Source organism: Rhizobium giardinii bv. giardinii H152 (genome assembly GCF_000379605.1).
Lineage (GTDB): Bacteria > Pseudomonadota > Alphaproteobacteria > Rhizobiales > Rhizobiaceae > Pararhizobium > Pararhizobium giardinii.
In genome coordinates this window covers 438,811-452,109 of record NZ_KB902579.1, presented here as the reverse complement: position 1 = coordinate 452,109, position 13,299 = coordinate 438,811, and the positions used below count along the sequence as shown (strand labels likewise).

Below are 13,299 nucleotides of genomic sequence, written 5' to 3'. Positions count from 1 at the left end.
CTTATTGGAATTCGAAAATGCTGCGGAATACCCCGGGCGCAATGATCGACAACGGGTTGATCGTCAGGTTCGGCTTTACGAACGGTCCCGTCAGCTTGAAGGTGATCCCGAGCAGGCCGCGGTCGCGGCCGTTGCCGAGAAGCACGCCGATCAGCGGCAGTTCACCGAACAACCGGTTCAGTCCGTAAGCCGGCATGAACGTGCCGGTCATGTCCATATTGCCGTTCTTGTCGCGCACCGTGCCCTGGAAGGTCGCGCCGATGTCATTGCCACGGACCACCCCGCCGTCGACCGCGATCAGCCCGTCGTCGAGCATCACATTTGCGAAACCCCGTTCGAAACGCGCCGAACTGACGTCGATGTCCCTTTTCACCGCCTGGTTCAGGCTTCGGCCATCGGCGCCGGTTGGCGTCGAAACGATCGATTGCAGCCGAGCTTCGTTGACAAGCGAAAACTTGCGGATATCGACAATTCCCCGCCAGGAACTGGCGCCCCTGTCGCGCAGCTTCACGTTCAACAGGCCGCCGCGCATGTTGCTGTAGATATTTGCGAACAGGGCCAGCGATCCGGCGTCGCCGCTGGTCACCTCCAGAATACTGTCCGGACCGTTTTGCGTGAGCCTGGCCACGACCGCCTGGCCGCTATCGGTGACCGCGGAGAGATTGACGGCGTCGATCTGCTTGCCCCGTGCGACATATTTCAGATCAAGGTTCGACAGGGTTTCGGAATGGAATCCGATCACCTGCTGCAGGTTTGCCTCCAGGGAGATTCGCGTGGAATCCATCGTGTCGTTGCCGGAAGAGGTGCGCAGACGTTCGATTACCGGTCGGATATCGGCGGCGTTGCCGTTGACGTTGATTGCAAAGCCATTCTTCTGGCGCTTGACGCTGACTGCATAATTGTCGTCCTGGGCCAGCCGCACCGACGAAAACTGGCCGGAGATCAGCCCCGATTTATCGATCACCAGCTTGCCATCCGCGCCAAAACTACCGCCGTCCAGCTTCAGATTGTCGATCTGCGTGACGCTGTCGATGGTCGAAGCCGAAAACGTCGCCTTTGCCGCGATCCCCGGGCCCTTCGACCAGCCGATCCAGGGCAGCGAAATCGACGCGTTGCCGAAGTCGGCCGAAACCGTGTGGCGATCGTTTTCGTCAATCAGGATGTCCAGCGACACAGGTCCGCTGATGATCTGCGCCAGGCCGGGGGCCAGCTTGGCGAGCATCCCCTCCCTAAGCGTCCCGGAAATTTCGCGTTTTCGCGTAACGGTACTGCCGGCACCGACAGGTTCGACTAGCGAGATATCCATCGGCCCACCATCGATGTCGGCTTTCGCCTCCAACACCGCCTGCTGCGGATCGATCCTGAGCGTCCCCTGGATGTTGGAGATCGCACGTCCGGATATCGGCTTGTTGACGGTCACGCCGTCGAGCAGCATCTGCGCCTGCCATTGCGGCTCGGGTGGGTTTTGTGCTCGCACAAGCCCAAATCGCGCTCCGACCTGCGCCGTCATGTTGCCCGAAAAATCCTCTGGCTTGAACGGCGTTCGCTGCAGGGCGGAGATGGGCCGGTAGCTGACGAGTTCGGCGATCGCATCCGCCTGCCCGCCGACGTCCAGCTTCATTTCGGCGATCAGCGGCTTTTCATAGGTGTTCGGGATGACGAAATTGCCGCCCTTCAGGCTTACCGAGCGGCCGGATGGGAAATAGGCGGTTCCCCGGTCGATCCGCACGTCAAGATGTTCGCCCTTCAGCGTGAATGCTCCGGCCGCGTCGCGCAGCGGCGGGATGTCGCCGGCGATGTTCACGCGGGCGTCCGCGATGTCGAAGCGAACGTTGAGTTCATCGCCTTTCAGATCGATCGGCCCGACAGTCCGGGTAACGCGTCCCATCGGCAGGAAGACTTCGATCCTGCCGTTGGTGACGGTTCCGCCGTAGATATTGTTGACGACCCAGCGACGCGCGTTCTTCCCGACCCACCAGGGCCAAAGCTGCTTCACCGCGGCCGACTGCAACTTGTCCGTGACAAGCGCAAAGCTGACCTGCGGCGACATTTCGCCGAAGGTCATGGCAAGCGAACCGGCTGCGGCGCCAAGCCTGCTCGATACCGCAAGTTCGTCGAAGACCAGCTCATGGCTCTCCGACAGAAACCGGCCTTGCGCCTTGGCGTCGAAGATCAGCGGCGGTTCATCGACATCGACAGGCGCGGAACTGGCAGACTGCAGCAGAATATCCAGCGAGAAGCCCTTCTTGCCGGCCGGCGCGATGTGGTCGAGATCGGCGATCGCACCGGTAAAGGGAAAGGCCGAGCGACCAACCCGTACGATGGACGGCAGAATTTCGATCCTGCCCCGGCCGAAGTCATAGGTGACGTTCAGCTCGGATTGCTTCAGCTCCGAGGTGAATGCGCCAGCGTCGAACGCCCCCGCGCCAGTCCGGGCTCTCAGTTCCAGCGTCGGCGTCGCACCATCGTCAGCACGCGTCGCGGTGATGCTCAGGTCGGCGCCGCTCTTGATGCCGAAGGCGGGTTCCGTTGCAGTCTCATCCCGGTGCAGAAGCGCCGAAAGCGGCAGTCCGGTCACTGCGCCATCAAGGTGCGCAATGCGATCGGCCTGCCGGCTGGCGCGCAGGTGCAGTTCAGCGGCTTCACCAGCGACAAAGAAGACCCCGTCGATCTGCATCGAGCCGTCACTGCCGCGCTTGAAATCAACGGCATCCACGACCACCGGAACGACACGGTTGCGTGGCCCCAAAAAAGACAGTTGCAGGTCCGCGATCCTGACGGATTCGGTATTGCTGCGGCTGATCAACTGCGCGATGCCGTCCATCTGGTTGAAAACAAATTCCAGTCCGCTGGCGACATCGGCAACGCGAATTGTCGTCAGATCGATCGGTTTACCCTGCGACAGCAAGGAGGAATCAAGCGTCGCTCCCTCTGCCTCCAGCCTCGACACGGCAACCCGCCCGCTTAAAAGCGCCATCGGATCGATCTCGATAAAGACGGAATTGGTGGTCACCAGCCGTTTGTTGGAGGCATTTTCTACGAGGGCGACATCCTGCGCCTTGAGCGCGAGGCCGCCATTCGACGTCAAGCGCAACACCGTGCTGCCGACCTCGGCATGATAGCCGTCGCCGATCGCCGCGTTCAGAGCCGTCTGCGCCCGCGCATTGAGCGGTCCGTCCAGCAACCCGCCTTCGATCGTCGCCAGCAGCACTCCCCCGATAAGAAAGGCAATTGCTGTAACGATGGTGATTGTCGTCAACACCAGATGTGTGATGCCGCGCTTGCGCGGCGCATGCAGGATGCACGGGTCATGCGCCTGCGCCGACGGCAGATTATGCAAAGCGACGATGTCTTCCTTGCGAAACGATACCCTTTCGCCGCGGATTTCACTCATCAGGGCCGGCGGCCTCCCAGAATAGTCAAAAAGTTCATTCGCTCGCTTTTTCCAGTCCGTTACAATGCCCCGCCGCGCCAGGCAGCAAGACCCTGCTACAGGAATCTTGCGCACCTTGTCGTGGCTGATTTCATTCGGACATTCGTCCGGAAATGCCACCAGGCACTGCGTCGCCCTGAGGCATTTGTGTCCGTTTCACAGTAGTTAAAGAAGAACGGCAGGGCAAACGCTGTCTGCCGCCAGGCTCGTCTTCGCTCTCCGGTCGGATTACGCGTTCCACTCGGCGCTGGACGCGGCGGGGTCGGATTCGATAAGCCTCTTGCGATAACCGACGCAGCACATGGCGCAGAAAAAAGGATTATCCATGGCGAATCTGGAAGAAGGTGCATCAGCACCGGAATTTACGCTTCCCCGTGATGGCGGCGGCACCGTCTCGCTGGCGCAATTCAGGGGGAAATCCGTTGTCCTGTTCTTCTATCCGAAGGACGACACCAGCGGCTGCACGGCGGAATCCATTGCCTTCACTGCGCTTGCGGGCGATTTCGCAGCCGCGGGGGCCGTGGTGATCGGCATGTCGCCCGATTCGGTCAAGAAGCACGACAAGTTCGCGAAGAAATACGATCTTTCCGTCATTCTCGCTGCCGATGAGGCAAAGGCAGTCCTGAACGCCTATGGCGTCTGGGTCGAAAAAAGCATGTATGGCAGGAAATACATGGGTGTCGAGCGGACCACCGTGCTGATCGACGCAAACGGCATCGTCCGGCGGGTCTGGGAAAAGGTGAAGGTTCCCGGGCATGCCGAAGAGGTGCTGGCCGCGGCCAAAAACCTAGCGGAAAGCGGCGGAAAATGACGGAACTGCCGGCGATTCGGAGCCTGCGCGACGGTGCGGCGTGCGCCATCCGCGCCGCCGACCTCGACGTGAAGACGCTTCTGACGCAGGAAGTCGCGCGCCGCTGGAGTGCGCGCGGCCTGTCCTTGCGGTCGCCGCTCGATACGCAGGTCCCGGATCGTCCGGGCCGCCCGGAAAAACCGGATCTCATACCGCCGAGACAGGTGCCGAAGCGGGCGCTGACGACGGAGAAGGGACGGGTCGCCCTGCTCCACGCCATTGCCCATATCGAACTCAATGCCGTCGATCTCGCGCTCGACATCGTCGCCCGGTTTGCCAGCGAGCCGGTGCCAATCTCGTTCTTCGACGGCTGGATGCGGGTGGCCTTCGAGGAAGCCAAGCATTTTCGCCTGGTCCGAGACCGGTTGCGGCAGCTCGGCGCGGACTATGGCGACCTGCCCGCCCATGACGGTCTCTGGCAGGCGGCACACGACACCCGCAACGACCTCACGGCACGTCTCGCCGTCGTGCCACTGATTCTCGAGGCGCGTGGCCTCGACGTGACGCCTGCCCTGCAGGCGAAGATGCGGGAAGCCGGCGACCTGGAAAGTGCGGCGGTGCTCGATGTGATCTATGAAGACGAGAAGGGCCACGTCGCCGTAGGCGCCAAATGGTTCCGCTTTCTCTGCGCCCGCCAGAAGAAGGATCCGGCCGCGGCGTTTCAGGCGCTCGTGCGGGCCAATTTCCGTGGACCGCTGAAGGCACCGTTCAACGACATAGCCCGGGCGGAGGCCGGTCTGACGCCGTCATTCTACCGTTCGATGACGGCCTCGGTGAACACCTGACGCTGCGCCGGCTTTGGCTCGGCAAAGGCTTTATTAACCTTAACAGTGTCTAATCAACCGCATCAAAACGCGCAGAATCGCACGCGGCGGGGGTGAGTTGGTGTCTAGGGAAAGCCGGGTTTTCGGCAAGCGCGCACAAAAGCACATCATCATCGTCGCAAGCGGCGACAAGGTTCGCCACATGACCTTCCAGCCCTGGATGGCGGCGCTGTCGATCTGCTTCGTCTCGGTGTTTTCGATCGGTTACCTTGCCGCAACGTCCTATCTCGTGCTGCGTGATGACCTGATCGGCGGCACCATGGCGCGCCAGGCGCGCATGCAGCACGAATATGAGGACCGGATCGCGGCTCTGCGCGCCCAGGTCGACCGGGTGACGAGCCGCCAGCTTCTCGACCAGCAGGTCGTTGAGGACAAGGTCGAAAAACTGCTCCAGCAGCAGATGGCGCTGACATCCCGTCACGGCAAGCTCGGCACGCTTCTCGATCGGGCGGAGGAGTCCGGCATCGCGCAGGACGAGGGCGAGACGGTCACGGCTCCACAGGCTCATGACAAGCGCGCCGATGCAAGCGGCGGCATCAAGGCGATCGAGCGGCTGATGGGGATCGGCGGCCGGCAGACGCAACAGCCAATGGCGCTCGCCTATGCACCGCAATCGGCGTCCCACGGACGGGAGACCATATCCGATCGGGCCGACCGGCTGTTCTCGAAGGTTACCCTCTCGCTCAAGGACATAGAGCAGGACCAGAAGCATCGCATCCAGAGCCTGACGGCCGGCGCTTCCCAGGCCACCGACGCCATCGTCAACATCGTCGCCCGCACGGGTATCAAGGTTGTCGACGACGAAGCGCAGGCGGCGGCCGCAAGCACGGTGGAAGACGAAGCTGCGGTCGGGGGGCCGTTCGTCGAGCCGGAAACTGCCGAAGTCTTCGACAATTCCCTGGTCGCGCTTGACACCGCGCTTGCCCGGCTCGAACATGTCCGCAACCAGGCCAGGAAACTGCCGTTCAACAATCCCTCCCCTGCGAGCGACGTCACCAGCCGGTTCGGCAATCGCCTCGACCCGTTCCTCGGGCGGTTGGCCCTGCATGCCGGCATAGATTTTCGCGCGCCGAGCGGAACGCGAATCGTCGCGACGGCGCCCGGCACCGTCATCACGGCCGGCAAGAACGGCGGCTACGGCAACATGGTCGAGATCGACCATGGGAACGGCATCACGACGCGCTATGCCCATCTATCGACCATTCTCGTCAATGTCGGCGACACGATTTCGACGGGCGAAGCAATCGGCCGCTCCGGCAGCACCGGTCGCTCGACCGGGCCGCATCTGCATTACGAGGTCCGCCTGAACGGCGAGGCCGTCGATCCGATGCGTTTTCTGAATGCCGGGATCAGGCTCAGCCGCTACATCAACTGACAAATGCCGTCTTGCGAAGGTGCCCTTGAGAGGCATGTCGGAGCCATCCTGCTGATGGCAGGCCGTTTATTCACCCTGTTGCCGAAGCAAAACGCCGGTTTTCTTGACTTTGTCTGCCTATGGGACTATGAGCCCCAGCGACGGCAACGAAAGCATTTGCCGAGTCACCAGAGTTCGACCGAACCGGAACGGAAACAGATTTCCCTTTGACCACTTTTTCAGACCTTGGCCTGAGCCAAAAAGTTCTTTCCGCAGTTACCGACGCGGGCTACACGATTCCTACGCCGATCCAGGCCGGCGCCATTCCGCCAGCCCTGCAGCGGCGCGATATCCTCGGCATTGCCCAGACCGGCACCGGCAAGACGGCATCGTTCGTGCTGCCGATGCTGACGCTGCTCGAAAAGGGCCGCGCTAGGGCCCGCATGCCGCGCACGCTGATCCTTGAGCCGACACGCGAGCTCGCAGCCCAGGTTGCGGAGAACTTCGAAAAATACGGCAAGAACCACAAGCTCAACATCGCCCTGCTGATCGGCGGCGTCTCCTTCGATGAGCAGGACCGCAAGCTGGAACGCGGCGCCGACGTTTTGATCTGCACGCCCGGCCGCCTGCTCGACCACTGCGAGCGCGGCAAGCTTTTGATGACCGGCGTTGAAATTCTCGTCATCGACGAAGCCGACCGCATGCTCGACATGGGTTTCATCCCGGATATCGAGCGCATCGCCAAGCTGATCCCGTTCACCCGCCAGACGCTGTTCTTCTCGGCCACCATGCCGCCGGAAATCCAGAAGCTCGCCGACCGCTTCCTGCAGAATCCGGAACGTGTCGAAGTTTCCGTCCGCTCCTCGACGGCAACGACCGTGACACAGCGCTTTGTTGCGACCCACAGCAAGGATTATGAGAAGCGCGCCGTTCTGCGTGACCTGATCCAGAAGCAGGAAGAACTGAAGAACGCCATCATCTTCTGCAACCGCAAGCTCGACGTGGCCGACCTCTTCCGGTCGCTGAGCCGCCACGGCTTCTCCGTCGGCGCACTGCACGGCGATATGGACCAGAGTTCGCGCACGAAGATGCTCGCAAGCTTCAAGGACGGCAACATCCAGCTGCTCGTCGCCTCCGATGTGGCCGCGCGCGGCCTCGACATTCCGGATGTGAGCCACGTGTTCAACTTCGATGTGCCGATCCACGCAGAAGATTATGTCCACCGTATCGGCCGCACCGGCCGTGCAGGCCGTTCCGGAGCCGCCTTCACGCTGGTTTCCAAGCGTGACACGAAATTCGCGGACGCCATCGAAAAACTGATCGACAAGAAGATCGAATGGCTGAATGGCGACCTTTCCGCCCTGCCCGCCCCGATGGAAAGCCACGACAGTGGCCGCTCGGAGCGCGGCGGACGAGACGGCAAACGCGGCGGCCGCCGCAACGACCGGGACCGTGACCACGCTCCCCGTCCGGTGTCCAGTCATAAATCGGACATCAAATCAGACGACATATCGACGGATCAGGAACCGGTTACAGCAAAGGCAGAACCTGTGAGACCAGAACGCAAGGCAGACACGAAACCGCAGAATGCCGGCCGCCACAGCAACCGCCCTGCGCCGCAGCCGCATCCAGCCAATGACGACAATCGCGACCGCCGCAACCGCTACCGCCGCGACCACGACGACGGACCGACCCCGATCGGCTTCGGCGATGACATTCCCGCCTTCATGCTGATCGCCGGCAAAGCCTGATCATCCAGGCAGTCGCATGGCGAATCCAGGCATCGATTTTCCCGGTGTGGGATCAGGGCTTGCCGTCTTGAATGACGGCAAGCTTTTGCTTTGCAAGCGTCTGAAGGCACCGGAAGCCGGCCATTGGAGCATTGTCGGTGGCAAGGTGGATCACATGGAATCGGCAGCTGACGCTGCGCGCCGTGAAGCCGAAGAGGAAAGCGGCCTGACGATCCATTCCACGCGGTTTCTCTGCCTCAGCGAACAACGCGTCGAAGCCGACCGCCACCACTGGATCTCACTGATCTTCGTGACCGAGGATTTCTCCGGTGAGCCACGATTGATGGAGCCGGACAAGCTCTCCGAAATCGGCTGGTACGCGCTCGACGACCTGCCGCAGCCGCTGTCGGTGTTCGCGCAGGACGCAGTCAGGGCGCTGAAGTCGATGGCTACTTCTTAGCCCGCAAGGCGGCTTCATAGGCGAGCCGCACCCAGCGGGCCATCTCGTCCGGATCATCGAACGCCTCGTCCGGAATCGACCAGTAAGGCATTTTCACCGGCTTCCCCTTGCCGTCATAAGCCCATTGCGAACAACCGGCAGCCTGGAAATCTGGTGCGCTTTCGGCATCCGCCTTGAGCAGGATGTCACCATCCACCTCCAGCGCCAGGATACGGCCCTCGAAATAGATGCCCTTGCCGCCAAACATGCGCTTGACCGTGACCGGGCCAAGCGTTGCGAACATCTCCTCGATTGCCGCATTGTCCATTTTCATCAGCCTTTCAGCCTATTTACTCGGGCTCCAAAGGGCGTCTACAGCGTGCGATAATCCCGATCGAGGTAGACGAGTGCCGGTTTTTGTACGCCGAGGGTGACGGCCACGACCTCACCGAACAGCACGATGTGCGTAGCGACCGTCTTGACGTCGATCAACCGGCAATCGAAGGCGGCGACGGCCTCGCGAAGAATAGGCGAGCCTGTTTTCAATTCATCCCATGTGCCATGTTCAAATCGTTCGGCAGGAGCGATGCTATTGCGGCCGGAAAAGACATGGGCGAGATCCATCTGGTCGGCGCCGAGCAAATTGAGGGCAAAGCTGCCGCTGCGCGCGAAGATATCATTTCTCGGGTTGGCCCCATTGAGGCAGACAAGCAGTGTCGCGGGCTTGTCCGACACAGAGCATGCCGCAGTGATCGTCACACCGCGGCGTTCGCCTTCATGCGCTGCAGTCACGATATGAACGTGGCCGGCCAGCCGGCTCATGGCATCGCGGTAGGTCAGCGGGTCCAGTTGGGTCTTGTCCAACACGGCAGTCTCCAGATCGGTATTCGTTTTACACATAGACGCTGCGACAAAATATGAAAGCCATCGGCCGATTTTTCTTGGGTCCCGCGCGGCAATTGCCGTTCAGGCGGCGAAGGTCACGATCTTTTCCTTTGACGCCCTCGGCCACTTCTTTAAAACATGCGCATTATCCACCTGGAAAAACACATGTTCCGTTCGATTGTCGCAAGCCTCCTCATTGCCGGATCGGTGCAGGCCGCTCCAGCGCTGGCGGCAGGCGTGAAGATCGCGGTCGTCGCGCCGGTTGAAGGACCGTTCGCGATGCTCGGAAAGCAGATGCTCGACGGCGCGCGCTTCCAGGCCGACGATCGCGGGTCGGAGATCATCTCAATCCCGGAAACCTGCGAACCGAGCGACGCGGAAAATCTCAAGAAGGCGCTGCTTTCCAGCGGCGCGGAAGCCGCGATCGGGTTTCTGTGCACGGAAAGCCTCGAGGCAACGCTTCCCGCGCTCGCCGAGGCCGGTATTCCTGCATTGACGCTCAGCGTGCGTTCCGACGTCCTGATGGAGGACGCGCTGAAAAAGAAGTGGCCGCTCTTCCGTCTCGTGCCCAGCGCCCGGATGGAAGCAACCAAGGTCACAGAGATCATCCTGTCACGCTGGAAGAACGAACCGCTTGCGCTGATCGAGGACGGGACGATCCATGGGCGCGAGTTGGTGGAAAGCGTACGTGTGGCACTGGCCGAAGTCGGACTGACGCCGGTGTTTTCCGATACCTACCGGCCGGCGCAGGAGCAGCAGGTGAGCCTGGTGCGGCGATTGGCAAAGAGCGGCGCGACACATGTATTCACCGGCGGAGATCGGGCTGACACGGCCATCATCGCCCGCGATGCCGCCTCCGAACAGGTTGCGCTGACGCTGATGGGTGGTGAAGCCCTGAATGCAGCCGATCAGCCCGTTGCGCTGGCAAACGGCGTACTGGCGGTATCATTACCGGATTACGCTGTCCTGCCGGAGGCGAAGGTCGCAAGCGACGCGATGACGGCGGCCAAGCTCATTCCCGAAGGCTATGTTTTGCCGGCATTTTCCGCCGTCGCCCTTCTGGAGCAGGTAAAGGACCAGGCCGGCAAAGACGACACGCCGCTTATCGAGGCGCTTCTCAAAGGTCCCTATCCGACGGCGATCGGCCCGATCCGCTTCAACGCAGACCATGAACTGGCGGACAATCCCTACCGGCTGCTCCAGTGGCGGGACGGACGGTTCGTCCCCGCTCCGACCGCCACGGGAACCGAATGATGCGCCCCGGCCCAAAAAATTCGATTACCGATGTCGAAGGCCTCAGGGTCGGCAACGCCGAGGATCACCGTCTGAAATCCGGCGTTTCCGTTGTCCTTTGCGATCAGCCAGCCGTCGCCGCCGTGCAGGTGCTCGGCGGTGCCCCCGGCACGCGGGAGACGGACCTGCTCGATCCGCACAACACGGTGCAGACGGTCGATGCGGTGGTCCTGTCCGGCGGCTCGGCTTACGGTCTCGACGCGGCATCGGGGGTTCAGGCGGGCTTGCGCGAAATGGGACGCGGCTTCGCCGTCGGCCCGTTGCGTATTCCGATCGTCCCCGCCGCCATCCTGTTCGACCTGATCAACGGCGGCGACAAGGACTGGGGCCGGTATCCGCACTATCGCGAACTCGGTTATCAGGCGGTACAGGCGGCATCTGAGGATTTCATGACGGGCACTGCGGGAGCCGGCACCGGCGCGCTCACCGCGACCTTCAAGGGCGGCCTCGGCACGGCCTCGACGGTGATGGACAACGGCATCACCATCGGCGCGCTGGTTGCCGTCAACGCGCTCGGCTCCGCAACCATCGGCGATACCCGGCATTTCTGGGCGGCCCCGTTCGAAGAAGGCGTGGAATTCGGCGGGCTCGGCATGCCGCAGCCCTTCCCGCAGGATGCCCGCGAGCTGCGCATCAAGTTCCGCACCGGGCAGCGCGAAACGCAAAACACCACCATCGCCGTCATCGCCACCGATGCGGTTCTGACGAAGGCGGAAGCGAAGAGGCTGGCGATATCAGCCCATGACGGTTTTTCGCGGGCGCTCTGGCCATCGCACACGCCGCTCGACGGCGATCTCGTCTTCGCACTGGCGACGGGGACGAACGGAAAGACCGTTTCCGTGCAGGACTTCATCGATCTCGGCGCTGCTGCGGCGTCCACCATGGCCCGCGCGATCGCACGTGGCATCCACGATGCGACCGCTGCCGAGAACGATCTTCTGCCAGCCTGGTCGACCAGAGACAGCGCAACATAACGTCGAAGCGGCGTTCGCTAACATTGTTTGCAGCGATGAGCAGTGTTATTGGCCGCAAAACAGTTTTGGAGCCCAGCATCATGCCCCTGCCTATCCGGATCGCCCCGTCAATTCTCGCCGCCGACTATGCCAAACTCGGGCAGGAAGTGCGCGATGTCGTCGCCGCCGGCGCCGATTGGATCCATCTCGACATCATGGACGGTCATTTCGTGCCGAACATTTCCTTCGGCCCGGACATCATCAAGTCGCTGCGTCCCCACACCGACGCCTACTTCGACTGCCATCTGATGATCGCGCCGGCCGACCCCTATCTCGAAGCCTTTGCCAAGGCTGGCTGCGACAGCATCACCGTGCATGCAGAGGCAGGCCCGCATCTCGATCGCTCGCTGCAGGCGATCAAGGCGCTCGGCAAGAAGGCCGGCGTTTCGATCAATCCTGCAACGTCCGAAAGCGTTCTCGACTACCTGCTTGACAAGCTCGACCTCATTCTGGTGATGACCGTCAATCCCGGCTTCGGCGGCCAGAAGTTCATTGCGGCGATGGAAGAAAAGATCCGCCGCATCCGGACGATGATCGGCGATCGTCCGATTGATCTCCAGGTCGATGGCGGCATCACGGTCGACACGATCGCTCTCCCCGCTTCGGCCGGTGCCAACGTCTTCGTGGCAGGCTCGGCGGTCTTCGGCGGTGGCCATGTTGACGCCTATCGCAAAACCATCGACACTCTGCGCGCCAATGCCGAGGGAGCACGCGGGTGAAATTTACAGGCGGGATCGCTGCTGCGGTTTTTGCCTCGGCCTTGATGACCGAGGTGGCCTGCGCCGGCGATATCGCCTCGTTCCAGGCCATCGGCTTTTCGCCGGATGGCAGCGTTTTCGCCTTTGAGGAATATGGCGTCCAGGACGGCTCCGGCTTTCCCTTCTCCAACATCTTCTTCATCGACACGCGCAAGGATACGTTCCTGCCGGGCACGCCGATCCGCGTGCGGATCGACGACGAGCAAGCCGGTCTTGCCGAGGTTCGGGCGCAGACGCAGGCGAAAGCGGCGGTCCTCGTCGATCGCTACGACATGACAGCCAATCCGGGCTTGATGGCGGCCTTCAATCCCGTCACCGAGACCGAAGCGCCGGCGCATCGGCTCGCCTATCGGCAATATGCTGTCAAGCCGCCGGTGGGTGGCATCTTCACGCTGGCGCTGAAGGAAATCGCGCTGCAACCATCTGCGCGCTGCAACGATGTGACGCCGCAATCGCTCGGCTTCAGCCTTGCCTTCGAAACCGAAGATGGCCAGGCATCGGATCGCGTCCTCCACACCGATGCGGCCATCCCCGAGAGCCGCGGATGCCCGACCGGTTACCGGATCGGCGGCGTCGTGATCCATCACCCGACCGGCCGGGATCCCGTCCATATCGTTCTGGTACAGGTATTGAGCTTCGGTTTCGAGGGAAGCGACGGTCGCTGGATCGCCGTTCCGGTGCCTGCGGCGCCATGAATCAAGTTCAGGTCTCCCGGGCAAA

Annotated in this window: 12 protein-coding genes; 9 read left to right on the top strand and 3 right to left on the bottom strand. The window is 62.0% G+C overall.

What is annotated here, in order from left to right:
- Nucleotide 1 precedes the first annotated feature (1 nt).
- Entirely contained in the window at nucleotides 2-3,394 is a 3,393-nt protein-coding gene (locus tag A3AY_RS0105755; protein WP_018324740.1) for a YhdP family protein, read from the bottom strand.
- Nucleotides 3,395-3,758: 364 nt separating this feature from the next.
- On the opposite strand from A3AY_RS0105755, the gene A3AY_RS0105750 reads away from it, so the two are divergent.
- The 5 genes from A3AY_RS0105750 to A3AY_RS0105730 all read left to right on the top strand — a co-directional run bounded on the left by A3AY_RS0105750 (nucleotide 3,759) and on the right by A3AY_RS0105730 (nucleotide 8,651).
- Nucleotides 3,759-4,244: a peroxiredoxin gene (locus A3AY_RS0105750; protein ID WP_018324739.1), complete on the top strand. Its 486-nt coding sequence runs from the start codon at nucleotides 3,759-3,761 to the stop codon at nucleotides 4,242-4,244.
- On the top strand, nucleotides 4,241-5,068 hold the full coding sequence (locus A3AY_RS0105745) for a ferritin-like domain-containing protein (RefSeq protein WP_018324738.1): 828 nt from the start codon (nucleotides 4,241-4,243) through the stop codon (nucleotides 5,066-5,068). The genes A3AY_RS0105750 and A3AY_RS0105745 overlap by 4 nt, the downstream gene beginning before the upstream one ends.
- A gap of 97 nt (nucleotides 5,069-5,165) precedes the next feature.
- Nucleotides 5,166-6,482 (top strand): M23 family metallopeptidase, encoded by a 1,317-nt coding sequence (locus tag A3AY_RS0105740; protein WP_018324737.1) that lies wholly within the window; start codon nucleotides 5,166-5,168, stop codon nucleotides 6,480-6,482.
- Between the two features lie 206 nt (nucleotides 6,483-6,688).
- Entirely contained in the window at nucleotides 6,689-8,212 is a 1,524-nt protein-coding gene (locus A3AY_RS0105735; protein WP_018324736.1) for a DEAD/DEAH box helicase, read from the top strand.
- Nucleotides 8,213-8,228: 16 nt separating this feature from the next.
- Nucleotides 8,229-8,651, top strand: coding sequence for an NUDIX domain-containing protein (locus A3AY_RS0105730; protein ID WP_018324735.1), 423 nt, complete (start codon nucleotides 8,229-8,231; stop codon nucleotides 8,649-8,651).
- Here the strand turns inward: A3AY_RS0105730 and A3AY_RS0105725 are convergent.
- Nucleotides 8,641-8,958, bottom strand: coding sequence for a TfoX/Sxy family protein (locus A3AY_RS0105725; RefSeq protein WP_026203150.1), 318 nt, complete (start codon nucleotides 8,956-8,958; stop codon nucleotides 8,641-8,643). The two genes, A3AY_RS0105730 and A3AY_RS0105725, sit on opposite strands and share 11 nt — an antisense overlap.
- 44 nt (nucleotides 8,959-9,002) lie before the next feature.
- On the bottom strand, nucleotides 9,003-9,530 hold the full coding sequence (locus tag A3AY_RS0105720) for a flavin reductase (RefSeq protein ID WP_026203149.1): 528 nt from the start codon (nucleotides 9,528-9,530) through the stop codon (nucleotides 9,003-9,005).
- A gap of 150 nt (nucleotides 9,531-9,680) precedes the next feature.
- Between A3AY_RS0105720 and A3AY_RS0105715 the strand changes: the two genes are divergently transcribed.
- The 4 genes from A3AY_RS0105715 (at nucleotide 9,681) to A3AY_RS0105700 (ending at nucleotide 13,274) form a co-directional block, all read left to right on the top strand.
- Nucleotides 9,681-10,769 (top strand): branched-chain amino acid ABC transporter substrate-binding protein, encoded by a 1,089-nt coding sequence (locus A3AY_RS0105715; protein WP_018324732.1) that lies wholly within the window; start codon nucleotides 9,681-9,683, stop codon nucleotides 10,767-10,769.
- On the top strand, nucleotides 10,766-11,782 hold the full coding sequence (locus A3AY_RS0105710) for a P1 family peptidase (RefSeq protein ID WP_026203148.1): 1,017 nt from the start codon (nucleotides 10,766-10,768) through the stop codon (nucleotides 11,780-11,782). The genes A3AY_RS0105715 and A3AY_RS0105710 overlap by 4 nt, the downstream gene beginning before the upstream one ends.
- A gap of 80 nt (nucleotides 11,783-11,862) precedes the next feature.
- Nucleotides 11,863-12,540: a ribulose-phosphate 3-epimerase gene (rpe, locus tag A3AY_RS0105705; protein WP_040668196.1), complete on the top strand. Its 678-nt coding sequence runs from the start codon at nucleotides 11,863-11,865 to the stop codon at nucleotides 12,538-12,540.
- Nucleotides 12,537-13,274: a DUF2259 domain-containing protein gene (locus A3AY_RS0105700; RefSeq protein ID WP_018324729.1), complete on the top strand. Its 738-nt coding sequence runs from the start codon at nucleotides 12,537-12,539 to the stop codon at nucleotides 13,272-13,274. Before rpe ends, A3AY_RS0105700 begins: the two co-directional genes overlap by 4 nt.
- The last annotated feature ends 25 nt before the right edge of the window (nucleotides 13,275-13,299 follow it).

Excerpts from the sequence above, each read along its gene's own strand:
- A3AY_RS0105755 (WP_018324740.1), bottom strand. The coding sequence starts at position 3,394 with ATGAGTGAAATCCGCGGCGAAAGGGTATCGTTTCGCAAGGAAGACATC.
- A3AY_RS0105750 (WP_018324739.1), top strand. The coding sequence starts at position 3,759 with ATGGCGAATCTGGAAGAAGGTGCATCAGCACCGGAATTTACGCTTCCC.
- A3AY_RS0105745 (WP_018324738.1), top strand. The coding sequence starts at position 4,241 with ATGACGGAACTGCCGGCGATTCGGAGCCTGCGCGACGGTGCGGCGTGC.
- A3AY_RS0105730 (WP_018324735.1), top strand. The coding sequence starts at position 8,229 with ATGGCGAATCCAGGCATCGATTTTCCCGGTGTGGGATCAGGGCTTGCC.
- A3AY_RS0105725 (WP_026203150.1), bottom strand. The coding sequence starts at position 8,958 with ATGGACAATGCGGCAATCGAGGAGATGTTCGCAACGCTTGGCCCGGTC.
- A3AY_RS0105720 (WP_026203149.1), bottom strand. The coding sequence starts at position 9,530 with ATGTGTAAAACGAATACCGATCTGGAGACTGCCGTGTTGGACAAGACC.
- A3AY_RS0105715 (WP_018324732.1), top strand. The coding sequence starts at position 9,681 with ATGTTCCGTTCGATTGTCGCAAGCCTCCTCATTGCCGGATCGGTGCAG.
- A3AY_RS0105710 (WP_026203148.1), top strand. The coding sequence starts at position 10,766 with ATGATGCGCCCCGGCCCAAAAAATTCGATTACCGATGTCGAAGGCCTC.
- rpe (WP_040668196.1), top strand. The coding sequence starts at position 11,863 with ATGCCCCTGCCTATCCGGATCGCCCCGTCAATTCTCGCCGCCGACTAT.